General features: G+C 59.4%; 16 protein-coding genes. 9 read left to right on the top strand and 7 right to left on the bottom strand.

Annotated elements, in window-relative coordinates; translation table 11 throughout:
• Positions 1-396: 396 nt before the first annotated feature.
• The 5 genes from QRN50_RS14025 to QRN50_RS14005 form a co-directional block, all read right to left on the bottom strand.
• Entirely contained in the window at positions 397-558 is a 162-nt protein-coding gene (locus tag QRN50_RS14025) for a DUF2986 domain-containing protein (RefSeq protein WP_011266868.1), read from the bottom strand.
• Positions 559-621: 63 nt separating this feature from the next.
• The gene (locus tag QRN50_RS14020; RefSeq protein ID WP_032656343.1) at positions 622-2,367 is read right to left on the bottom strand and encodes an OPT family oligopeptide transporter; all 1,746 of its coding nucleotides are present in this window, start codon (positions 2,365-2,367) and stop codon (positions 622-624) included.
• 204 nt (positions 2,368-2,571) lie between these two features.
• Entirely contained in the window at positions 2,572-3,057 is a 486-nt protein-coding gene (locus QRN50_RS14015) for a P-loop nucleotide/nucleoside kinase family protein (RefSeq protein WP_032656345.1), read from the bottom strand.
• Between the two features lie 58 nt (positions 3,058-3,115).
• Positions 3,116-3,403 carry a YceK/YidQ family lipoprotein gene (locus QRN50_RS14010; RefSeq protein ID WP_003314115.1) on the bottom strand — a complete coding sequence of 96 codons (288 nt, stop codon included), beginning with the start codon at positions 3,401-3,403 and terminating at the stop codon, positions 3,116-3,118.
• 393 nt (positions 3,404-3,796) lie between these two features.
• Entirely contained in the window at positions 3,797-4,741 is a 945-nt protein-coding gene (locus QRN50_RS14005) for a bestrophin family protein (RefSeq protein WP_024642744.1), read from the bottom strand.
• 342 nt (positions 4,742-5,083) lie between these two features.
• On the opposite strand from QRN50_RS14005, the gene QRN50_RS14000 reads away from it, so the two are divergent.
• Positions 5,084-6,535 carry a type III effector gene (locus QRN50_RS14000; protein WP_096126764.1) on the top strand — a complete coding sequence of 484 codons (1,452 nt, stop codon included), beginning with the start codon at positions 5,084-5,086 and terminating at the stop codon, positions 6,533-6,535.
• A gap of 83 nt (positions 6,536-6,618) precedes the next feature.
• Here the strand turns inward: QRN50_RS14000 and QRN50_RS13995 are convergent, their stop codons facing one another.
• Complete coding sequence (locus QRN50_RS13995) at positions 6,619-7,944, bottom strand: pectate lyase (RefSeq protein ID WP_011266872.1); 1,326 nt, start codon at positions 7,942-7,944, stop codon at positions 6,619-6,621.
• Positions 7,945-8,248: 304 nt separating this feature from the next.
• Between QRN50_RS13995 and QRN50_RS13990 the strand changes: the two genes are divergently transcribed.
• The 3 genes from QRN50_RS13990 (at position 8,249) to QRN50_RS13980 (ending at position 11,397) form a co-directional block, all read left to right on the top strand.
• Entirely contained in the window at positions 8,249-8,743 is a 495-nt protein-coding gene (locus QRN50_RS13990; protein WP_024638530.1) for a CesT family type III secretion system chaperone, read from the top strand.
• On the top strand, positions 8,740-10,902 hold the full coding sequence (locus QRN50_RS13985; protein WP_024642740.1) for a hypothetical protein: 2,163 nt from the start codon (positions 8,740-8,742) through the stop codon (positions 10,900-10,902). The genes QRN50_RS13990 and QRN50_RS13985 overlap by 4 nt, the downstream gene beginning before the upstream one ends.
• Before the next feature lie 105 nt (positions 10,903-11,007).
• Positions 11,008-11,397, top strand: coding sequence for a type III secretion system chaperone (locus QRN50_RS13980; protein WP_004406567.1), 390 nt, complete (start codon positions 11,008-11,010; stop codon positions 11,395-11,397).
• A 63-nt stretch (positions 11,398-11,460) separates the two neighbouring features.
• Here the strand turns inward: QRN50_RS13980 and QRN50_RS13975 are convergent, their stop codons facing one another.
• Positions 11,461-16,821 carry an AvrE-family type 3 secretion system effector gene (locus tag QRN50_RS13975; protein ID WP_096126763.1) on the bottom strand — a complete coding sequence of 1,787 codons (5,361 nt, stop codon included), beginning with the start codon at positions 16,819-16,821 and terminating at the stop codon, positions 11,461-11,463.
• A 219-nt stretch (positions 16,822-17,040) separates the two neighbouring features.
• Between QRN50_RS13975 and QRN50_RS13970 the strand changes: the two genes are divergently transcribed.
• From QRN50_RS13970 to hrpZ, 5 genes are all read left to right on the top strand, one after another.
• The gene (locus QRN50_RS13970) at positions 17,041-18,564 is read left to right on the top strand and encodes a lytic transglycosylase domain-containing protein (protein WP_004406565.1); all 1,524 of its coding nucleotides are present in this window, start codon (positions 17,041-17,043) and stop codon (positions 18,562-18,564) included.
• Between the two features lie 1,074 nt (positions 18,565-19,638).
• On the top strand, positions 19,639-20,583 hold the full coding sequence (gene hrpR, locus QRN50_RS13965) for a transcriptional regulator HrpR (RefSeq protein WP_096126762.1): 945 nt from the start codon (positions 19,639-19,641) through the stop codon (positions 20,581-20,583).
• A gap of 45 nt (positions 20,584-20,628) precedes the next feature.
• A complete protein-coding gene (hrpS, locus tag QRN50_RS13960) occupies positions 20,629-21,537 on the top strand; it encodes a transcriptional regulator HrpS (RefSeq protein ID WP_011266878.1) in 909 nt (302 codons plus the stop codon).
• Between the two features lie 92 nt (positions 21,538-21,629).
• Positions 21,630-21,956, top strand: a complete 327-nt coding sequence (locus QRN50_RS13955; protein WP_003314134.1) for a type III secretion system major pilin HrpA — start codon at positions 21,630-21,632, stop codon at positions 21,954-21,956.
• Positions 21,957-22,008: 52 nt separating this feature from the next.
• Complete coding sequence (gene hrpZ, locus QRN50_RS13950) at positions 22,009-23,040, top strand: type III secretion system effector HrpZ (RefSeq protein ID WP_058398991.1); 1,032 nt, start codon at positions 22,009-22,011, stop codon at positions 23,038-23,040.
• The last annotated feature ends 8 nt before the right edge of the window (positions 23,041-23,048 follow it).

Here is a 23,048-nt window from a genome sequence, read left to right as displayed (position 1 = left end):
GACGCTCTGCGTCGCAAGAGGACGCAGAGCGTCCGGAACGGCATACGACGCAGAGCGTCGTACGATAATTGAGATGATCGTTCCTCACGCTTCAGAGTGTAGATGCAGTTCTTGACGCTCTGCGTCGCAAGAGGACGCAGAGCGTCCGGAACGGCATACGACGCAGAGCGTCGCACGATAGTTGAGATGATCGTTCCTCACGCTCCAGCGTGGGAATGCAGTTCTAGACGCTCTGCGTCGCAAGAGGACGCAGAGCGTCCGGAGCGGCATACGACGCAGAGCGTCGCACGATAGTTGAGATGATCGTTCCTCACGCTCCACGTGGGAATGCAGTTCTAGACGCTCTGCGTCGCCAAGAGGACGCAGAGCGTCTCACGATGGCGCTGACATGGAGGATCAGCCTTCAGACGGGCGGGTCGAGTCCTGATCCGCTTCGGCCGCCAGCTTCAAGCGGTCGGCCTTGCTGATGTATTTGTCTTTGCTTTGCGGGGCCAGTTTGGCGCTGGCCTTTTTGGCATGGGCCTTGAGCAACTGCTGGATTTTCTTGCGACGATTCATGTTCTTCAACCCGTTTGCACAGACGCGAATCATAGCAGTTTGCCTGTCGCGCCATGCCTATGCCTACCCGCCGTTCTGAACCATCTGCCACAACGACGCACCGACGCCGGTAATGCTCTCGCCGGCAATCAGGCCAGCCGCTGCGGTGATGGCAAAGCGTTCGGTCAGTGACGGCCAGCGACAGTTCACCAGCCAGGTGAGCACTGCACCGAGCGCCATCATCAACGACACCGAGGCGGGAAGCACGAAGGCCAGGCCCAGTGCTGCGGCGCTGGGCAGGTACCGGGCGCGATGCGCGGGCAGTGTGCTGTCGAGGATACCCAGCAGCAAGCCGGCCAGACCGCCGATGAAAATCGCCCAGCGGATGCTCGCCGACAGCGAATCCAGACCGTGCGTCAGGGTCTGCGCCACGGCTTTCCAGGTCGCCACCGCCGGGGCTGGCCATTCCTCGGTGAGCAGCATCGATTGCGGGTCCGGGATCAGCGCCATATAAGCCAGAACCCCGACGATACTGCCGACGAAAATCCCCAGTGTCTGGGCAATCAATTGCTTGCGCGGCGTGGCGCCGATCGCCCGGCCTACCTTGAAATCGTTCATCAAATCGGTGCATTGCCCGGCTGAACCGCCGGCTGTGTTGGCGCTCATCAGGTTGATCGGCACCTGACCGGGCGCGACGATGCCGAAGCTCAATTGCGATAACTGCCCGATTGCGCCGATGGGCGGAATACCCGTGGCACCGACCACTCGCGCCGCAACGGCCGCCAGGCAGATCGCCAGAGGAATGGTCAGCAAGGCCATCCACAGATTGATACCGAACAACAGTGCCTGCAGGCTGACCACCAACAGGATCGCCAGCGCAAACCCGGCGGCCGGCCCGGGCTTGGGCATTGACCAGGGCGTCCCGCCGCTGGCCTTGGTGGAGGCGTGCAGTGTCCACAGACGGATGGCCAATGAGGCCAGCGTCGAGCAGACCATCAGGCTCACGCCCGGCCACAGCAACCATTCCACCAGCGCGGCGAACTGCGGGCCGCTGCTGTCGGCCGGTAACGTCACCAGCCCCTGTTCCAGCAGCCACGGCGCCAGGCCACCCCAGGCCAGCAAGGCACCGATCAGCAGAGTCAGGCCGACGCGAATACCGATAATCGCCCCAAACCCCACCAGCAGCAGCGAAGGGTCAGCGGTAAAAGTCAGGCGCTCCAACTGAGCGCTCGGCGACCAGCGCGGGAACGCCCATATGAACGTGTCGACCCACTTGGCCAGTGCTGACAGCAACGCGGTACTGAGCAGCACCTTCAGGCGCGTCGCAGCTTCACGGCCGTGATTGTAGATGTGCAGGAGGGTTTCCAGAGTGGCCATGCCTTCGGGGAATTTCAGCGATGCGTCATTGAGCAGTGACGGGCGCAAATACCAGGCAATCCAGATCCCCAGAAAGCTTACCGAAAAGACCCAGGCGATCATTGGGATGGCATCCAGTTGCTGACCCGTCAGCAGGGTATAAGCCGGAATCGGTGCGACCAGCCCGCCGGAAATGATCGACGCAGCGGCGGAGGCGACAGTCTGGTTGATGTTGCTCTCATGCAGCGTCCACGGCAGCTGCCCGGAAGAGCGCTTCGACAGCCCTTGCCAGATCGCATAACCGATCAACAGCGCAATGATCGACATGTTGAACGACCAGCCGATCTTCAACCCGGCGTACACATTGGAAGGCGTCAACAGGATACCGAGCACAACCCCGGTAATCACCGCGCGTAGACTGAGCTCACGCTCGACAGGGCTGGCAAGAGGGTTCGATGGTGAGGTCGAAAGCATGCGAATTCCTTTCGGCAATGAGACAAGGCAACCTATAAAGTGAGCGCCATATCGGCCGAAGGTTCATATGGCAGGCTTCGTTGTGTAGTGGCGTGAAGGCATCCGTTCGTTCCGGGTTTTGCCGACCGGTTACGCAGGGTGCCTGTTGCAGGAACATCAGATATCAGACTGTTGGAAGAACATCACCACGCGCCTTCTGATGAATTACAGGCGGTGAACCAGAATATCCAGCCCTTCGTCAGTGTGTGGAATCTGGAAGTAGCGTGTGATCAGCCTGAACTCCGCATCTGTGGCCGCAAAGTCATGCTCGGCTCTTTGGTTGCGAGCATGCAGTCTGGCAAGGCAAATATCATCTTCCACGTCGAGATAGTGCAGTCGATGCTTAACCTGCGCGTCTTCAGCCAGGCTGCGAAGCCACTGGCGGTCGGCGAGCGTATTGGCAGGGAAATCCAGAACCACGCACATGCCGGACTTCAGCATGTCGATGACCAGAGGGCCGATGATGTCGCGAATCCGATGGGCCAGGCGCACGTAGTCCGCCACTGATTTGATCTCGTCAGGGTAGAGCCGGGAGAGCCATTGATCTTCACTCAACAGGATCGCTGAATGCTCGGTCGCGATTGATTTTGCCAGTGTCGATTTACCGGATGCGATCTTGCCGCACAGGAGGTGAAGTTTGGGGGCGAGCATCAAGTCGTGTCCTTTTCCAGTCGTAAGCAGAGGTGAGCCCATACCCAGCGGGAGCCTGTCAACCAAGCACATTAAGCCCATCATTGAAATGGCACTCGCGATCATCACCGCCAAGGTTTTCCGGCAGGAAAGCGGTGAGGTCGTAGGGCAGAAACAGCGTGTCCAGCGCCAGAGAGAACGGCACGTCTATCAACCAGGGCCAGGTCGATGTCACATCTTTAGTACCCCATGCCCAGCCGTGCCGTGTACCGGGATAGACGCAACGCTCACCATCGAGGTGATACATCAGGCTCCAGCAGCCGCTCAGTGAGATGGCCGTAGCGAGTAACAGGCATTGCTTGAACATACATTCCCTTGTTTTGGCGTCGACGCAAAGTGTGCTTCATTCTACCCAACTGCCCTGACAGGGAACCAGGCGACGTCGAGTCTGGATCAAAAAAGGCGACTCTAGAGCATCCGAACAAGCGAGCAGTGAGCGACAGCAGATGCATGGGGTACTCCGATCATCCTGCCCACAGCTCAGGCAATGCGTTGCGCGATCTGCCTGAACAACGCTGTCTTAGTGGGAGCGAGCTTGCTCGCGATCTGTCGGGCCGACAGCAAAACCTCTGAGTCCGGTACGTTCAGGCATAACTGCGATGGCTGGTTGCAACGTCGCCTTGCCACTGTCTTAAACGTCAGCGGCTACAGCACGCAAGTTATATTCAGCGTTTATAAATAGCGACGAGCGTGCCTGGCATCAAACGACCAGTCGATGCGGTTGCCAGGCGCTGCCCTGCTGGTCTTGCGAGTCGGTCACCAGACTTTGCCTTGCCGGCGCATCAAACATCGAGCGCAGATTCTTTTCGATGGTGTTGCACAGGTCTTCCATGCGAATCCGGTGCTGGCTGGCGCCGAACGGGGCTTGCAGGTCAGTGCCGATGCGGTCCATTGCCAGCAGCATGCAGCCGACGACCGTGGATATCGCCGGGGTGAACCAGCCCAGGGTGGTCACCATGCTCAGCGGCATGATGATGCAGAACAGGGTACTGAACAGTCTGGGAAAATAGACGTACGGGTAGGGCAGCGGCGTATTGGCGATGCGCTCCATGCCGCCCTGGCAGTTGGACAGTTCGACCATGGTCGACTCCAGTCGCGCCAGGCGGATGCTGTCGATTCGCCCTCCGGCAAACTCTTCGGAGATCATGGCTGCCGAGCCGTTGAGGATGTCATTGGGAAAGTTATTACTCTCACGCGCGCGCTGAATCTCGGAATGCGATAACAGCCCTTCGAGTTTTGCTGTGCTGACATCGCCTTTCAGATGAGCGCGCAGTGCCCGCAGGTAAGCCACGTGACGATTGAACAATACTTCTTTCACCGGGTTGCCACGTTCATTGGCGCTGCCTTCAATCAAGGTCAGTACCTGGCGGCCATAGCTGCGCGAGCTGTTGACCATCGCGCCCCATAGCGTGCGCGCTTCCCACCAGCGGTTGTAGGCGCTGGAATTGCGAAAGCTGATCAGCACGATAAGCGCCGAGCACAACAGCGTAAGCGGCATCAGCGGGAGATCTATCCCCGCACCCTGGATCAACATGAAGTCCATGGTCACGGCCACGTCCCAGAGCAGAAGCCAGAACAATGACCAGCCAACGTAGGTGACCGTTCTGCTGATGCACCGCCATTTTTTTTCAAAAGGACCAGACATTGCGGCACTCCTTTGCTGGGTTGGAAGGGGTTTGGCGCGGTCAATCAATAAGCCACGCTGCAAACTTACTGACCGAGGCTTAAAGCTCGCTTAATTCTCCATGGTGGCGAAACAGTCACGCCTGTCTTGACCATGGCGACCCCTACCAACAGCTGGAACCCCCGGCACTGTTGCGACCACACAGCCTTGTCGGTCCTCTTCGCTGACGGGCCCCCGGACGTTTGCAATTGCTATCACTCTCGGACCGACGCCTCATTGCCTTGCCTGTTCGCAAGCAAGTCGTCCGGCCAGACCCGTCTCGGCGCGTTGCTACGCAACTTAAGCAATAGAGAGGGAGTTTCAATGCACATCAACCGACCCGGCAGCCCGCAGCCCAGCATCGAGCTGGAGCGCTTTTATTCTGCATCGGAATCGTTTGCCTCCAGTTCCGTTCGCGAGCTCAGCCCTGCCGAACACGCTAATCTGCAAGCCATTACCGATTACCTGAAAGATCATGTATTCGCTGCGCACAAACTGCCGTTGAGTGAATCGGCCGTCGACCAGGATGCCGTTCATGCGCACAACGAGCAGCTCGACAACATCATTGATGCTCGCGCCAGATGCTTGCGGGACGAGGGCGAAACGCCTGCCACCATTGCCGACACCTTCGCCAAGGCGGAGAAGTTCGACAGGATGGCAACCACCGCTTCGACCGCGCTGCGCGCCACGCCGTTTGCCGCTGCGTCAGTGCTGCAATACATGCAGCCTGCCATCAACAAGGGCGACTGGCTGCCGACGCCGCTCAAACCCCTGACGCCATTTGTGTCCGGAGCGCTGTCCGGGATCATGGATCAGGTCGGCACCACGGTCATGAATCGCGCCACGGGAAACCTGCACTACCTGAATACCCCGCCTGAGAAACTGCATGATGCGATGGCGGCTTCCGTGAAGCGTCATTCGCCGGGTGTCATGCGTCAGGCGGTGGATCTGGGCATTGCCGTCCAGACTTACAGCGCGCGTAATGCGGTGCGTACCGTACTGGCGCCAGCATTGGCATCCAGACCCGCCGTGCAGGGTGCGGTCGACATTGGCGTGTCGGCGGCAGGTGGCCTGGCGGCCAACGCGGGGTTCGGCAATCGTATGCTCAGTGTGCAGGCGCGTGATCACTTGCGCGGCGGTGCATTCGTGCTCGGCATCAAGGACCAGGAACCCAAGGCAGACTTGAGTGAAGAAACCGACTGGCTCGTGGCTTACAAAGCGATCAAGTCAGCCAGCTACTCCGGCGCGGCACTGAACGCCGGCAAGCGGGTGGCTGGCCTGCCGCTGGACGTCGCCACCGACGGCCTGAAAGCGGTGAGAAGCCTGGTGTCGGCCACCGGTCTGGCGCAAAACGGGCTGGCCCTGGCAGGCGGCTTTGCCGGCGTGGGCAAATTGCAGGAGATGGCGACCAAAAATATCACTGATCCGGCCACCAAGGCGGCGGTCAGCCAACTGACCAATATGGCCGCCTCGGCAGGCGTTTTTGCGGCCTGGACCACCGCAGCGGTCGCAACCGATCCCGCGGTGAAAAAAGCTGAGTCGTTCTTGCAGGATACGGTCAAATCGGCGGCGTCGAGTTCGACCAGCTATGTAGCTGACCAGACTGTCAAGCTGGCCAAGGCGGGCATTGACGCGAGTGGTGAGGCGATTGCTGCGACGGGGGCATCCTTGCTTGACACATTACGTCGTCGCAATGCTCGTGAGCCGGACATCGAAGAGGGTGGCATTGCAGCGGGTTCACCGAGCGCGGTGCCGTTCCAGCCAGGGCGCTCATAAGCGTTTCGACCCATAGCCGGTAAAGCAAAGGGGCGCCTTCCACGGAGTGCGCCCCTTTGCTTGTTTCTCATGTATGCGTCGTATCACAGCTCGGTGTGCTGGGTAGACGCCTTGGTCTTGTCATAGGCGTGCTTGACGTCGGTCATGGCGATGTCGCCAGTGGCCAGTTTCAGATCGTCACTGTCGCTTTTGACGAGTGCGAACTTGCCATGGGTCGCGTCCACGCCATTGAGCTCGACACTCATGTCATCAAACTGCTTGCCACCATTGGTGCGGACCAGCGTACCGAAATCGGTGGCCTTGAAACCGTCGACTTTCAGGTGGGTATCGGCATTGAGCTGAATGACCTTGTCATCGGCACCGTTGGCGCTGCTGTTAGTGATGTTCAGATTGGTGACCTTTGCGCCGCCTTCACCCTTGACGGTGATCATGTCTTCACCGACGTTCTGGGCATGCACGTTATCAATGGTGACTTGCTCCGAGTTTTTGGCATTCACGTGGATGCCGTCGGCTTCGTTCTCGCCCAGGTTCACGTTTTTCAGCACAGCGCCTTCGGCCAGTTCGAACAGGGGCTTCTGATGTTCGTCCTGGTCGCCGGTGCCCATCGACTTGTCGGCGGTAAAGGTTGCACCGTGGCCGTCAAACACCTGGCCAGCACCGACTTTGATGGTGTCTTTCACGACATTGACTTCGCCGGATTGCTCAAGAGAGCCCGTTGTATCCGAAACCGTGCCGTTGCCCGAGTTGCGGCCGGGATTGGCCAGTTGCGGGGTGACTTGAGGCGTCACGCCATCACTGCCACCGCCTCCGCCGGTTCCGTCCTCGGTCGAAGGCGCGCCGCTGCCGTCTGCGCCAGTCGACACATAACTACCGCCGCCGTCACCTTCAGCGGTTGGAGATGTACCGCCGCCGTCACCTTCAGTGGTCGGGGATGTACCGCCACCACCGTCACCACCCGTCGCCGCCGTTGTACCGCCGCCCTCGTCACCGCCTGAAGCCTCCTGAGTACCACCGTCACTGCCTTCGGCCGATGGCGTACCGAGTCCTCCCTCGTTTTGAAACGGGTCTTGCCACTCGTTGGAGTCCTGACCCGTGTCCTGTTTTTTATTGAGGTTCATGAGCATTTGCAGCAGCGATGTGACGAGTGCACTGAGCAGCTTGACGACGTTGGATTGAGGGTCAGTTGCAGCGCTGCTGTCGGTGGGGTTTTGAACCGTATTGTCGGGCTGTCCGAAGCTGACGTCTTTCTGTCTGGCAGTGTCGAACAGCAGGGCACTCGGGTCGACGCCCTGTGCAGTGCTCTCATCGCTGAACGTATTGGTCTGCGGACTCTTGCCGCTCAGCGCCGAGAAGTCCAGCTGGGTTGAAGCGGGTTGGTAGGAGGTGGATGAGTTGATACCGATGCTCATGGTGCTTTACCTCGATGGGATGGACATATGAACCAGCGTCGTCTTCCGGATTTACCGGCGTTGATCGCCGCGTCCTTGTCGGGTTCTATAGGTCGATGAGGACTCTGCCTTGGCGTTGCCCGAAGTGAGTGGCAGCACGGGGGGATGGGTTCCCGTTTGTGTGCGTTGACGGACGATGATCCCGATGCACCGCTCTGGAGAGGTCACCTCGCCCCAAGGAACCAAAACCCCTTGCCCTCCGACTCAGTGCGCACACGCCAGCAAAAAAATGGTGTGGACTCACATCGCACTCAGAGGCCGTGAAATGAACAAAAATGATGAATATCAAACGCTTATCAATGAGATTTGCGCGCTCAGTCTGATCTCCGAACCTGAACGTTTTTACGAGTCAGCCAATTTCAAAATCAGCGACGTCGACTTCACCCTTCACTATCAGGACCGCGACGAGGGGCGTGCGATTCTCATCTACGGGGATATGGGCGCGCTGCCCGCGCGCAATCGTGACAGCGCCTTGCTGGCGCTGATGGACATCAACTTTCATATGTTTTCGGGGGCCCACAGCCCGGCTTTCTCCTGGAATGCCCAGACCGGCCGAGTGCTGCTGATGGGATCGATAGGCCTTGAACGAGCGACAGCCGAGGGCGTGCTGTTGCTGATGAAGTCCTTTGCCGACCTGGCCAGAGAGTGGCGCGAGCACGGTTTCATGGGGCCGGTGGGTGCTGCGGGCGCCCCGGTCAATATGCCTGCTTCTCAGGCAACCACGCGTGACAATCCTGCGAGTTCCGGGAGGTTCCAATGATTGGCACACGAGTCGGCGGATCAGGCAGTACCGAAATCGTTCAGGCGAACCAGCCGCAGCCGTCTGCCGCTGTCGCCCAGGCTCATCCACATGCGGTAAGCCCGAGCAGCAACCCGCCGCTGACCGCCAGCCAGTCGGCCGCGCAAGCGCCGGAAAGCTCGGCGGCCGGTGCCGCTCGCCTGCCAGTCGCGCCGCGACATCTGCCGACATTGGAGAAGTTTCGTGCCGAACAGCCCACCGTACAAGGCACTTCCACGCCGACTATCAGCGCTAACGCGGCCCTGCTGATCGGCAGTCTGTTGCAGTCTGAAAAACTGCCCTTCGAGGTCATGGCCGCCCGTTTGTCGCCTGAGCGTTATGCGTTGCAACAGTTTCACGGCTCCGATTTACAGCAAATGCTCGGACGATTCGCTGAGCCAGGGCATCTGCCAGGCAAGGCCGAGACCGAACAATTGATCAAGGGCTTTGCCCGGTCGCTCGCAGACCAGCTGGAGCACTTCCAGCTCATGCATGACGCGACGGCTGAGGCATTCGGCCCCGGAGGGCTGCGCGACCGTAACACGCTGGCGGTCAGTCAGGCGGCGCTTGGCGAATACGCCGGTCGGGCGAGTAAATCCATCGAAGCGGGGCTGAACCACAGTCTCGCGGTGCTGGACGAGCGCATCGCCGCGCTGGACAGCCAGTTGGAGGGCGCCACTGAGGACAGCAGACCGGTTTTGCTGATGGACAGGCAGGCACTGGAAACGGCCAGGGCGATGCTGGGCGACCTGCACGCCGACTTCTGCAAATCGCCTGAAGCCAAGCGGTTGAATGCCGTTGCCGCTCACACGCAAATGGATGCTCTGATCGACAAGCTGAACGTTGATCGCAGCTCGGTCGGCGGCTGGAAGGGGATCGGTCCGATCGTCGCGGCAGCGGTGCCGCAGTTTATGGTGTCCATGCTCCACCTGGGGTATATCCGCACGGCCACCGGTGACGCGATGAAAGATGCCGTTCCCGAAAAAAGCGCCGACGCCAGCATGAAGAGGGCCCTGGCCGTAGGACTGACTGCCGGGGTGGCTCACGAGGGCGTTACCAACCTGTTGAAGCCGATGGTGCAGGCCGGGTTTCAGAAAGCCGGCCTCAACGAGCGGCTGAATATGGTGCCGCTCAAGGGGATTGATACCGACTCGGTGATTCCCGACCCTTTCGAGTTGAAGAACGACAACGGCGCACTGGTCAGAAAAACGCCTGAGGAAGCCGCTGAGGACAAGGCGTTCGTCGAAAGCGAGCGAGCGGTTTTGAATCAGAAAAAGGTTCAGGTTTCGTCTACCCATCCACTGGGCGAGATGATCCCCTATGGCGCCTTTGGTGGCGGGCAGGCGGTACGCCAGATGCTCAATGATTTCAATCTGCTCAATGGCCAGACCCTGTCGGCCAGAGCGGTGACCTCCGGGATCGCCGGGGCCATATCAGCCACCACCCAGACCATTGCACAGCTGAACTCGACCTATGTCGATCCGCGCGGGCGCAAGATCCCGGTCTTCACCCCGGACCGCGCTAATGCCGACCTGGGCAAGGACCTGGCCAAAGGCCTGGACCTTCGCGAACCGGCGGTACGCACTGCGTTCTACAGCAAGGCTGTTTCAGGTGTGCAGAGCGCAGCGCTGAACGGCGCGCTACCACCGGTTGCCGTCCAGCCCCAAGGTGCATCCGGCACGCTCAGCGCGAGGAATATCCTGCGCAACATGGCGCTGGCGGCAACCGGTTCGGTGTCTTACCTGTCGACCCTGTATGCCAACCAGTCGGTCACGGCCGAGGCCAAGGCCCTGAAAGAGGCGGGCATGGGCGGCGCAATGCCGATGCTGCCGCGTACTGAAAGCGCCTGGAACACTATTCGCCATCCAGACAGAGCTTCACTGCCACACACGTTCCAGCCGGGGACTGCGCTTGGTATCCCCAGAGCCGTTGAAAGCGCCTATCACATGGGCAGAGGGGCGTTGCAATTACCGACCCAATTGGTGGTGGATACACTCCGCGGGGTGGAAGAGGGCGTATCGAAAGGTGTTTCGGCCTTGCGCAATTCACGCAACGCGCCAGAGACACCCTTGCCTGCGGACAACGCTGACCCCGTCGATGTCGAACTGAGTTCGATGGAGGAGGGCCGTCGAGGCTCATAAACACACGGGGGCTGTGTCCCTGGCGGCCCCTTTTTGTGGAACCTGCAGCGCCAGGCAGCCACTCACTGCCTGGTCAGCTCAGGCTTTTCCTAAAGGACTATGACGATGAATACCTCGCAACACGAGTTCTCCCGTTTCATCACTGCGCTGGGTGCCCAGCTTGGCACTTCGCTTACCTGGCAGAACGGGGTATGCGCGCTGTATGACGGCCAGGACAACGAAGCCGCCATCATCGAGTTGCCCGAGCACAGTGAGATGGTCATCTTTCATTGCCGTGTCGGGCGCTGTCCGGAACGCTCTGCCGATTTGCAGCAGTTGTTGAGCCTGAACTTCGACGTCGCCCGCTTGCACGGTTGCTGGTTTGCCGTCGATCAGGGCGATGTGCGCCTGTGTGCGCAACGTGAGCTGGTGTCGCTCGATGAGCCAGCCTTTTGCGACGTGACGCGTGGCTTTATTGCTCAGGCACGCGAAGCCCGCGCATTTCTGCACGCCTGAGCAGACGGGGTTGCACGCAAAAGCGCCGCTTCCATGCGGCGCTTTTTTACGGTGTCTCAACTATCAGCTTTTGACTTCGAAGCCCGACAGTTTCAACTCGCCTGCCGCCTCTTTCAGCGACGCCGAGGGCCGCGACAGTTCCCCGTCGAACGTGTAGCCGATGGGTTTGTCCTGGTCTTCGCCATAGATGAAATTGATCCGCCCGAGGGTCTTGTTCACGCTCAACGAGGCGCCGCTGTTGTAGCTGATCAGTGGCGTGGGTGACGTGAAGTTCTCGGTCTGCGGTGGGGCATGGAACACCACCAGCCTTTTGATCCTCATGTTGTTGCGATTTTCCAGAAGGCCGGAGAGTTCGGTCTGCGTCAGCGTCCCCCTGCGGCTGCCTTCGTCGATCTCGTCGATCAGCGAGTCTTTCGGTTCAAGGCGTACCCGGGCGAGGGTGCCCTGGCTGTTTTCAAGCTGCTTGACCATGGCGCTGAGCGTCGGGTCCTGACGCATGTACTCGGCGACCCTGGCCGCGTTGCCGGGCGCACTGGCTTCGCGTATCGAACCCATGATTCTGGTGAGGATACTTTCCTTGCTCAGGCCGGACAGGCTGGTCTTGCTGGTTTCGAAGCGGGCATTGTCCAGCACACTGTGATTGTTGATCGACGCTTCGTGTTGCACGCCTGCCCTTTTCAGGTCCCGAAGCGCCTTGTATTGCGTGTCGTTCTGCGACGGTCTCTCGGCAAACAGCGCTTTGAGCCCGTCAAGTCGTGCCTGAATGGCCTGCTCAGGGTTCATGTCGACGTAAAGAGCGTTCAGCGGATTCTGCAGCGCTGCAAGGCGGGCTGTCGTGGCTTTGTCCTTGAAGGCTGCACCGAGACTTTTAGACAGTTTGTCCAGGCTCTCGGTGGTCATCGGGGTCGCTACGTTAAAGCGGAACTTGACCCGTTTGACGGTTTTGTCATCAATGGTCACGTTCGCTGCGACCCCCAGGTTATTGGCCGCCGATTGAGTCGCCGGTGTCGGCCCGGCAGCGGAGGCCGGGGTCGCGGTGGAGTTGCTATGCGTGCCACTGATCTGCCCGCGTGCCTGCCCGCCGAAGATCAGACTGTTGAAAAAGCGCGGCCGGTTCTTGCCGCCTTCGCGCAGCTCTGTCTTGTCGTTCTTCTGGGTCAGGGAGTAATCGGTGTAGCTCAGCAGGTTGACCGTGACATTCGCCGCCACGCCCAGACGCGCAACCGCGGAAAGCGGCGCGCTGTCGGCCTCCGACAGGCCGAAGCCGACGCGCATATCAGCGCTGAAGCCTGTGGTGATATCGAAATTGAAGCGGCGCGCTTCATAGGTTTCGTGGTCCTTGACCTTGTTCAACAGCTGCAAGGGGTTGAGCTTGCCTTCGAACAGGTCGTCGACGAACCCGTCGATTTCGTCGTCCGCCACATTGAAGATCACTCCGGCACGCTGGCTGGCGGCAGCGGTTGCGGTCACGTCTCCGCCAAGACGGAAGTTCGGCGTCATCTTGCGGTTGTTACCGATATCGACGCTGCGGGCAGGGTGGTTTTCGTCGAAAAAGCCAGGCCAGTAGTCCTTGCCGCCGCCCACGCCGCCGCTGATATTGCCGGCCGCTTCTCTCATCAGGTACAGGGTCACGCCGCCTTCGCAACGTTCGGCACTGAAGAGGTAGTTGCGATTGCCGGTAGCGCCGGCGGTCGGCCACGGGCCTGTCGACTTGTCGGCAAGGACGGCGAACGGGCTGGTCAGGTTCAGGCCGTAACTGCGTTGCACGCCGATTTCATCGTCGCCATGCTCCAGGTTTTTGAGCATGGCCTTGAGCGTGTCGGCCAGTTCGGACTGATCCTGGCTGCCGGTTGCCGCGCGCATATTGACGCTGACCGCGTGGTCGGATTTCTTGAGTGCGTTCGAGAACGCCTTGACCGCGTCATACGCGCCTTCCAGTGCTGCGTTATCGGTAAAGCCCATGTCAGTGACCTGCTTGACCGGATTCTCGCCATAGGTCACATCGCGTAACGAGGTCAATTCCGCTTGCAGCCTGGGCAGGTCGCTGCTGCGTGCCAGCAGCTCAACCTTGCCGATCAGCGCACCGAGGTCGTTCAGGGTGACCAGATCGAGCGCCAGGCGGGCCTTGCTCAGCCCGTGATCTTCATTGGCGTCGCGGCGTTGGCCCATACCGATATCGGTTTTGGTGTGAGAAAGCTTTACACCGTTGTCTTTCAGCAGCCTGAGCGTTGTGGCCGTCGGGTTTTCTGCGGACGGGGCGACACGGGTCAGGGCGTTATCCAGCTCATTGACGAAATCATGGCCGGAGCTTTTGAAGTTGAGCATCGACCCCAGTTCAGCCAGCTTCTTGCCGAGCTGAGTGCGTTTCGATGACTTTGCCAATGCGCTGTGCTGGTTGAGCACACCGTCGTTCTGCCTGAGGTTTTTGAGCTTGCCGTAATCCTTGCCAATGTTCTCCAACGCCGTCCTGGCGTGCTTTTCCAGTTCGTCGCGGAATACTTCGAGTTCTTTCGCCAGCTCAGCGCCTTCAGGGCCAAGCTGCAGGCGCGCAATTCGCGCTTTCAGATCGTTGCCCGGGGTCGGCGGTGTGCCGCCGGCTTCATGAATCAGTTCAAGTTGTTTGAACGCGATCAGCTCTTTCTTGTAGAGCTCCTTCAGGCCCTCGCGACCATGATAGCGATGCTGGATATTGTTGCCGACGTTCTTCATCCAGCGAGGCGGTTCCAGCGTGTTCTTGTAAACGTTGGCCCGCATGGCCTCGCTGGCGGAGGGGCGATTGCTTTTCTCCATGCCGCTGCGCCCGAATGCATTGATGTCCAGCTTTGCTGTCAACCCGGTGCCTGGAATCCGCCAGGTCTTGTGCGCGCGCGTGATGCGGTTGTAAACGTCGTTCAAGCCGTTTTTTTCCACGGGACGCTGCTCGAACGCTTGCCACTGACCCTCTTTGAGTTGCATCAGGCCTTGACCGGCGGCGTCCTCGACCTGGACGCTCAAGCGATTGTCATCATTGCTGTACAGCGCTTTGACCGGTTGCCCGTCGGGCGCTGCCAGCGGCGTCCATTTGGCGGCCAACTGGCCTCCGAATCGGGTTGCCTGCCATGCCTCTCTGGGCATGCAATACAGCTTACCGGTGCTGCTCAACGCGTAAAGATTATGCTTTTCGTCCAGGGCCAGATCCTTGATGTCTCCGTCAATTGCGGAGGTATCCAGATCAATGGGTTTGTGGTCCTTGCTATGGGCCGTCAGTCTGTTCTGATCATCGAGCGCGACAAAGCGCTTGTCGCTGACCATGGCAAAGGCGGTCACGACCCGATTCTCCAGCCCTGCGATTTCCTTGCCCATCGCCACCTTGGTCGAGCGCGCTATCTGGGCCAGTGCCGTATTGTGGTCGAAGGCGACATTGGGGTGTTTAGGGGCCACGTCGAGCCTGAGCAGCTTGCCACCTTTCAACACGTAGGCGTTGCTGTCGGCTCCGCGCTGCAAGCGATCGACATCCTTGATGCCTGCGTCTTTCCAGCACTGCGGCGTCGCGTCCCAACGCTGGATGCGACCGGCGCTCAAACCGACCAGACCGGCACGGTCGAGGTGCAGGCGGTCGGCACCGACGGGCGCTGGCATAACCGTCAGGCCGCGTGTGTTGTCCAGAACCAGCGCATTGGTCAGATTCCAGCCACTTTCCAGCTTCGCACCCTGCTCGTCGAGCGCATGGGAGTGCACCTCGCCCTGACGATTCCTGATCAGTGCGTGCACGCGACCGTCATCGCCGCTGATGAATCCGCTGACGCTGTTGTGGCCGCCCATTGGTTGATCGTCCAGCCTGTAGCCGGCCCGTTCTGGCATCAGGCGCAACGTTGGCTCGTTGCTTTCGAAGGCGCTGCGATCAGTGCTGTAAAGCCTGCCCTGCGTGTCGGCAATAAATAGCCTGTCGTTGCTCAGGGCGACTTCGGCGGCCTGTGCCTGACCACCGTCGAGTTCCAGGGTTTTGGTTTTTTTCGGGGTCAGCCCACCAATCACCGGGCTCATGTCGGTGAGCAGGACGGTCTGCACATCCGAGCCGCTGAGCAGTGCCGCGGTATCGTCAGGTGCGACCGAAAATGACTTCAGGTCGTTGAAATCGGCATGCGGCATGAACGGGCTGGAGAGATCGACGACAACATCGTCACTTTTGGCGTAGACCGAGCCGTTGCCTCCGGTTATCAGGCGGTTGAAGGCGATGTCCTCGATTTCATCCACCGGCTTCCAGCGTGCGGCGAGCGGTTCGAACTGGTACAGCCGGTCTTCGTGCACGCGCAGGCGGTCGCCGTTGGTGGTCTGATGGACGTCGGTGAGGTGGGCGATATGGGCCTTGCCTGGCAACTCCTGGCTGCGCCGCCCGTCAAGGGTGTCGAGATGAATGTGATTTTCTTCACGCTGCATGTTCACCGGCGGAGGTTTCCCGCCTGCCACCGGCAGTGTTGGCTCGCTGCTGCGGATGACCGCCAGCGAGCTGTCACCTTGCGCCAGATGCAGCAGATGCCCGTTGGCTTGCAACAGTTGATGGTCCTGCACGCCTTGCTCACTCTGCTGCGCCAGATAGGTTTGTCCGGGCTTGGCGAGTATGTCGTTCAGCAAAGCGGCCATGCCGGGCGTCTTGAATGAAGAGAAATCCGGCTTGCCATCGGCACTCAGCCTGATAGTGGCCTGTGGTCGCGTATCGCGTATCAGTTGCTCGCTCCTGAGCTCGGAGCTCCCGCCGGTGCTACTTTCCAGCCCGGTATTGCGGCGTGCGAGCGGCCCATCAGGATCGTCGGCTTGGGTACCGGAACTGCTAGCCGTGTTCGGGTCTACAGGCTGCATTGACTGGCGTGTGCCATCGGGGCCTTGCAGACGGCCGCCGGGGTTACGGTGTTCACGCATCGCGCTGGCGACCGCCTCTTCGTCAGTCATGGGCTCTGCGGCTAGCTGCTCTGAGGGGCTGCGTGTGAGCTGATCCTGCGGAAGATTGAACGTGACACGGCGATTGTTGCGGGTGGCAGTGTCTGCCCGCGTCGATCCTTGTTCTATTTCATGCTTCGTCGTTCCCGAGGTGTTCGCACGGGTGCGCAGAATTGACTTGGGGGGAGGATCGTTGCGCGGCGGCGGGTTATCTGGCAGACGAGTGTCACGACTGGTGTTTCTGCCCGCCTCGCGACTGGAGCGCGGTGGTGAGCTTGAGGGGGGTTGCGTACTGGGCGGTCTGGCTGCCGACTGCCGGGGTGCCCTGGATTTCTGGAACACCTTACCGACGCTTTTCAGCAGCCGTTTGCCCATACTGCCCAGCGAATGTGAGGAGCGCTGGGTCGGCTGTTCGGTTTGCTGCCGGATATTTGAAGGGTTGTCGGCTCTTGCTGTCGCTTCTGGCGCAATGACGTTTCCGGTATTGCGGTTGACCGTTGGTGCCTGCACGGTGCATCTCCCTTTCCATTTGCCGCCCGACGACGGCGATTGTGTAACCCTTTTGAAAAGTCCTTCAGCTCCTGTGTGGCATGGGGAAGGCACCGGTTCCACAGAAAAACAGCTGGCTGAAACGTTTCAGGCTTGTGCGTACGCAAGCGAAATACGCCTTGCAGGGAACTGGAAAGGCGGGCGTGCCACGTAGGGGGACACGTTCAGGACATTCCGCACATGGCCGCCGTTGCCCTCCACGTTTCGTCTCCTCGTTTGCTGGCTCGTTCGGTACAGATCGCCGTTCTGGCCCTGGGGGCGCTGTGTGTGGGCTGTCAGTCAGTCGATGACTCACCGTCGCGCCTGGACCGCTTGCCGCGACTGGTCGCCGGGCTGGGGTATCGCTCGGCCGACGCGCAGGCCGACCCCCTGGCTGCAACGACTGTTGCCGATTTGCCCGTCTACAACGGCGAGGACGTTTGGCAACGGGTGGCGCAGCGATGCCGGCTGGTGGACGGGCAGGGCGTCAATGAACGTATCGCTCGCCAGCGTGACTGGTTGCTGAACAATCGCGGTTTTCTGACCGGGGCCAGCAAGCGCGCCACGCCTTACCTGCATTTCATTGTCGAACGTCTCGATGAACGCAACATGCCACTGGAACTGGCGCTGCTGCCCATGATCGAGAGCTCCTACAATCCCTTGGCCAACTCCCCGGCGGCGGCAGCGGGCCTCTGGCAGTTCATCCCGTCTACCGGTCGCCAGTTCAACTTGAACCAGAGCGCTACCTACGACGCCCGCCGCGATGTTGTCGCGTCAAGCAAGGCGGCGATGGACTATCTGACTCGCCTGCATGATCAGTTCAATAACGACTGGCTGTTGGCACTGGCGGCCTATAACGCAGGCGAGGGCACGGTTGCACGAGCGATCGACGCCAACCGTCGACGTGGCATGCCTGTCGACTACTGGCATTTGAATTTACCCCGGGAAACCCAGGACTACGTTCCGCGCCTGCTGGCACTTTCGCTGGTGGTGCGCAATCCAGGCGCCTACGGCGTGCAACTGACGCCGGTCGCCAACATGCCGTATTTCGATGTGGTTGAGCTCAACCACACGGTAGACCTGACTCAGCTCGCCGCCACCACCGGGGTAGACGAGGCACAGTTGTTGCGCCTCAACCCGGCATTCCTGCGAAAAAAGACCCCGGATGGCCCGGGACGTTTGCTGATTCCCAAGACCCACACGCAGGTGTTGACGGCAGGTATCGAGCGGATCACCGGAGAGTCGCCGACAACCGCTGTCATCCCGGCAAGTCCCGGAAAGCGTGTGATCGAGCGCGAGCCATCGTCGCAAGTGGCCGAGCGCGCTCCGACGCCTGAGCCGTTGCAGGCAGCAGGGCGCGAGCAGACGGCAGGCCTGATGCAGGTGCTTGAGCGCGAGCCAGCACCGGAATCGGTGCAGCCGGTCAGGCGTGAACCGCAACCGAAAGTCGTCCAGGTTGCCAGGCAGGAGCCCTTGCCCGGCCCCGCGCAACCCGTTCAGGCTGCCGAACAGGTAACTGTGTCCGACCCCATCCAGCCTGCGCGTCAGGCGTCGTCGCAGGCGACAAACGAGCGTTCGCTACTGGACCGCCGGATACAAAAGAGGCTGTACATTGATGACCGTTCGTCGCCACGCAAGCGCGACGAGATCGCGTATCGCGATGAGCCGCGTGAGCTGCCGAACGGTCCTCGTGTCGTGGTGTACGCCAGCGATCCACGCCAATAACCTCTCGATTTTTTTCTCCTGAGCGCTTAAAGCACCTGAAAATTGCCCTTTTTTAGTGCTTTTTCGCGTTCTCAGCGCGTGCCCGAAACCTTCGAATAAAAAATTTTGCTCCTTTTTTTGCCTTTATAGGGACGTAAAAAGGGTGGCGGACCAAGCTTTACCAAATATGTTTCTCAATGGCTCATGCAAACTTTGTAAAGAATTGTAAGGAAATACTTACACATATCTAGAAACAATCTCAGTGATGATGAGGTATCAGCGCTGCTTATGGTGAGAGGCGTTCATAACGCTATAAGCCTGGATTGCCAGATTGTCCTACAGTGAATCCTTTCAGCGAATTAGCCATTTTCAAAACCTGCAAATACGCATTCTGAAAAGGCCACGCGTTCGGATTACCGAATGCATGGGTGGCAAAAAGCTATCGCGAGATGAGCCCAAAAAATGGGAGGGTTATGGATCCAACCAGATCAGAGATGCGCCATCGTTCGGAAATCCGACTGTGGTCTTGTTTGTATCAGCCCAGTTGCCGGGTTCTGTCTTGCAACCGGTTCTCCCTATTTGGACGTATGGAGTAAGTTGAACGTTAACCGGTTTTTTCTTGAGTGTGTTAGTTGTGGGTGTATGGGAAGTTAATACAATACGTTCGTACAAATGGCTGTTTTGGTTTGCTCATTTTTTATTGCTGTAAAGAACTAACGTGCTGCGGCGCCTATTAAGTGTGCTACCAGATTCATGGGGTGGCTATCTGTTTTTTCTGCGGTTGGCAAGTTACAAATTTTTCGATTTCATTATGACCCATGATCGGGCATACGTCTGGATTCCCCGCAGCCACAGGGGCTGCAGCGACGCTTGGCCAGCGTAAGTCCATGATAATTTTGGAATAAGGATATATTAACAGAATCATTTCAAAGCGCTTGCGCTATACCGAGTGGGTCTTAGGGGGGTGGCGCTACTTGATAGTGATTCTCGAGTTTGTGAAATTTTTCACCGTCTGTGGGGAACTAAATTACTATATGTGTGCCTTGTAAGACGTGGTATTAATATCCCGCCTTCCTCCCGCCATGAGAGTGATCGATGAGCACAGACATTGATAACGACGTTCGAACGTGTTGGAACGTAACTGCATTATCGGCTGGTCATCAAATTGTAATGAACAGCGCGCTACTGGATATGGACTTGCTTCTTTGCGGAGAAACCGGCACCGGCAAAGATACCCTGGCCAGCCGGATTCATGAGCTGTCGAGCAGGACCGGGCCCTTTGTCGGCATGAACTGTGCGGCCATCCCCGAATCGTTGGCAGAGAGCCAGTTGTTCGGCGTGGTCAATGGTGCGTTCACCGGCGTGTGTCGGGCTCGCGAGGGCTACATCGAAGCCTCCAACGGCGGCACCCTCTATCTGGATGAAATCGACAGCATGCCGTTGAGCCTTCAGGCCAAGCTCTTGCGGGTGCTGGAAAGCAGGGGCGTCGAGCGGCTAGGCTCGACCGATTTCATACCACTGGATCTGCGAGTGATTGCTTCGGCCCAGCGTCCGCTGGATGAACTGGTGGAACAAGGACTTTTTCGTCGTGACCTGTTTTTCAGGCTCAATGTGCTGACACTGCAGTTGCCAGCCTTGCGCAAGCGTCGCGAGCAGATTTTGCCATTGTTCGACCAGTTCACCCAGGACGTCGCCGCAGAATCCGGCCGCTCCGTTCCAACGCTCGACAATCGACGTGTACAGATCCTGTTGAGCCATGACTGGCCCGGCAACGTGCGCGAACTGAAGTCGGCTGCCAAGCGATTTGTCCTGGGCTTGCCGTTGCTGGGCGCCGAGCCGGTCGAAGCGCGTGACCCGGTAACAGGGCTGCGCATGCAGATGCGCGTCATCGAGAAAATGCTCATTCAGGATGCCTTGAAGCGACATCGGCACAATTTCGACGCTGTGCTCGAGGAGCTCGAACTGCCCCGGCGCACCCTCTACCACCGCATGAAAGAGCTGGGTGTTGCTTCGCATATCGACCTGGTAGCCGAGTCCTGAATCGCTGCTGCGCTCGCGCAACGCTGATGCCATTGGAGTCATGAAATGAATCTCGACGATGAGTTTGACGATCACCTGGATGCGGAGCGCGTACCCAATCTGGGGATCGTCGCCGAAAGTATTTCGCAGCTCGGCATTGATGTCCTGCTGTCGGGCGAGACCGGTACCGGTAAAGACACCATTGCCCGGCGCATTCACAACATGTCCGGGCGCCAGGGTCGTTTCGTCCCGATGAACTGCGCAGCCATTCCGGAATCGCTCGCCGAGAGCGAGCTGTTCGGAGTGGTGAGTGGGGCCTATACCGGCGCCGACCGTTCCCGAATGGGCTACATCGAGGCGGCGCAGGGCGGAACCTTGTACCTGGATGAGATCGATAGCATGCCGCTCGCCCTCCAGGCCAAGCTGCTGAGGGTGCTTGAAACCCGTGCACTGGAGCGTCTGGGTTCGACCTCCACGATCAACCTGGATATCTGTGTGATTGCCTCGGCCCAGGCCTGTCTGGACGACGCCGTCGAAGAGGGGAAGTTTCGGCGCGACCTGTACTTTCGCCTGAACGTGCTGACCCTCAAACTGCCGCCGCTGCGCGATCAGCCCGAGCGTATCCTGCCGCTGTTCACCCGGTTTGTGGCGGCGTCGGCCAAAGAACTGAGCGTCCCGATTCCCGATGTATGTCCGTTGCTTCAGCAGGTACTGACGGGGCATCACTGGCCCGGCAATATCCGCGAGCTCAAGGCCGCTGCAAAGCGCCATGTATTGGGCTTTCCTCTGCTTGGGGCTGACTCGCAGACCGAAGAGCACCTGGCGTGCGGGCTCAAGTTCCAGCTGCGGGCGATCGAAAAGGCCTTGATTCAGCAAGCGCTTAAGCGCCACCGCAATTGCATCGACGCGGCCAGCCTGGAGCTCGATATCCCACGTCGTACGCTCTACCGCCGCATCAAGGAATTGAGCATCTGATTTTTTGCAGAAGTTCTGGAACCGATTCGCGGACGCATGCCACCTAGCTGTACCAAGCAATTACGCTGGTACAGACGAAGGGGTATGACGTTATGACTATCATGAGTTCTCTGGCGGGTGCAGGTCGCGGTGTCGTCAACACGATCGGTGGTGCCGCTCAGGGCATCAACAGCGTAAAGAGCAGCGCCGACCGTAATGCTGCACTGGTGAGCAACACCGGCAGCACTGACAGTATCGACGCGACTCGCTCCAGCATCAGCAAAGGCGATGCAAAAAGTGCCGAGCTTGACGGCACCGCGAACGAAGAGAACGGCCTGCTGCGCGAATCGAGCATGCTGGCGGGCTTTGAGGACAAGAAAGAGGCGCTTTCCAACCAGATCGTCGCAAGCAAGATCCGGAACTCGGTCGTCCAGTTCTGATTTCTTGAAGCCCCTTCGTGCCTGAGGGGGCTGCTACTTTGAGGAGGTTGTGATGCAGAGTCTCAGTCTTAACAGCAGCTCGCTGCAAACCCCGGCAATGGCCCTTGTCCTGGTGCGTCCTGAAACCGAGACGACTGGCGCCAGTTCGTCGAGCAAGGCGCTTCAGGAAGTTGTCGTGAAGCTGGCCGAGGAACTGATGCGCAACGGTCAACTCGACGACAGCTCGCCATTGGGCAAACTGCTGGCCAAGTCGATGGCCGCGGATGGCAAGGCAGGCGGCGGTATCGAGGATGTCATCGCTGCGCTGGACAAGCTGATCCATGAAAAGCTGGGTGACAACTTCGGCGCGTCTTCGGACAACGCCTCGGGTACCGGACAGCAGGACCTGATGACTCAGGTGCTCAATGGCCTGGCCAAGTCGATGCTCGATGATCTTCTGACCAAGCAGGATGGCGGGACAAGCTTCTCCGAAGACGATATGCCGATGCTGAACAAGATCGCGCAGTTCATGGATGACAATCCCGCACAGTTTCCCAAGCCGGACTCGGGTTCCTGGGTGAACGAACTCAAGGAAGACAACTTCCTTGATGGCGACGAAACGGCTGCATTCCGCTCGGCACTCGACATCATTGGCCAGCAACTGGGTAATCAGCAGAGTGGCGCTGGCGGTCTGGCGGGGACGGGTGGAGGTCTGGGCACTCCGAGCAGTTTTTCCAGCAACTCGTCCGGTGTGAAGGGTGACCCGCTGATCGACGCCAATACCGGTCCCGGTGACAGCGGCACTACCAGTGGTGAAGCGGGGCAACTGATCGGCGAGCTTATCGACCGTGGCCTGCAATCGGTATTGGCCGGTGGTGGACTGGGCACACCCGTAAACACCCCGCAGACCGGCACGGCGGCGAATGGCGGACAGTCCGCGCAGGATCTTGACCAGTTGCTGGGCGGCTTGCTGCTCAAGGGCCTTGAAGCGACGCTCAAGGACGCCGGACAAACCGCTACCGACGTGCAGTCGAGCGCTGCGCAAATCGCCACCTTGCTGGTCAGTACGCTGCTGCAAGGCACCCGCAATCAGGCCGCGGCCTGACCGACACC

Source organism: Pseudomonas sp. MEJ108 (assembly GCF_030208985.1).
GTDB lineage: Bacteria > Pseudomonadota > Gammaproteobacteria > Pseudomonadales > Pseudomonadaceae > Aquipseudomonas > Aquipseudomonas fragariae.
This window is presented reverse-complemented; position numbering and strand designations above follow the sequence as displayed.

Bases quoted from the DNA above. Each gene is read 5' to 3' on its own strand.
- QRN50_RS13985 (WP_024642740.1), top strand. From the start codon at position 8,740: ATGATTGGCACACGAGTCGGCGGATCAGGCAGTACCGAAATCGTTCAG.
- QRN50_RS14010 (WP_003314115.1), bottom strand. From the start codon at position 3,403: ATGTTCAAGCAATGCCTGTTACTCGCTACGGCCATCTCACTGAGCGGC.
- hrpS (WP_011266878.1), top strand. From the start codon at position 20,629: ATGAATCTCGACGATGAGTTTGACGATCACCTGGATGCGGAGCGCGTA.
- QRN50_RS14015 (WP_032656345.1), bottom strand. From the start codon at position 3,057: ATGCTCGCCCCCAAACTTCACCTCCTGTGCGGCAAGATCGCATCCGGT.
- hrpZ (WP_058398991.1), top strand. From the start codon at position 22,009: ATGCAGAGTCTCAGTCTTAACAGCAGCTCGCTGCAAACCCCGGCAATG.
- QRN50_RS13955 (WP_003314134.1), top strand. From the start codon at position 21,630: ATGACTATCATGAGTTCTCTGGCGGGTGCAGGTCGCGGTGTCGTCAAC.
- QRN50_RS13995 (WP_011266872.1), bottom strand. From the start codon at position 7,944: ATGAGCATCGGTATCAACTCATCCACCTCCTACCAACCCGCTTCAACC.
- QRN50_RS13970 (WP_004406565.1), top strand. From the start codon at position 17,041: ATGGCCGCCGTTGCCCTCCACGTTTCGTCTCCTCGTTTGCTGGCTCGT.
- hrpR (WP_096126762.1), top strand. From the start codon at position 19,639: ATGAGCACAGACATTGATAACGACGTTCGAACGTGTTGGAACGTAACT.
- QRN50_RS14000 (WP_096126764.1), top strand. From the start codon at position 5,084: ATGCACATCAACCGACCCGGCAGCCCGCAGCCCAGCATCGAGCTGGAG.
- QRN50_RS14025 (WP_011266868.1), bottom strand. From the start codon at position 558: ATGAATCGTCGCAAGAAAATCCAGCAGTTGCTCAAGGCCCATGCCAAA.
- QRN50_RS13990 (WP_024638530.1), top strand. From the start codon at position 8,249: ATGAACAAAAATGATGAATATCAAACGCTTATCAATGAGATTTGCGCG.
- QRN50_RS14005 (WP_024642744.1), bottom strand. From the start codon at position 4,741: ATGTCTGGTCCTTTTGAAAAAAAATGGCGGTGCATCAGCAGAACGGTC.
- QRN50_RS14020 (WP_032656343.1), bottom strand. From the start codon at position 2,367: ATGCTTTCGACCTCACCATCGAACCCTCTTGCCAGCCCTGTCGAGCGT.
- QRN50_RS13980 (WP_004406567.1), top strand. From the start codon at position 11,008: ATGAATACCTCGCAACACGAGTTCTCCCGTTTCATCACTGCGCTGGGT.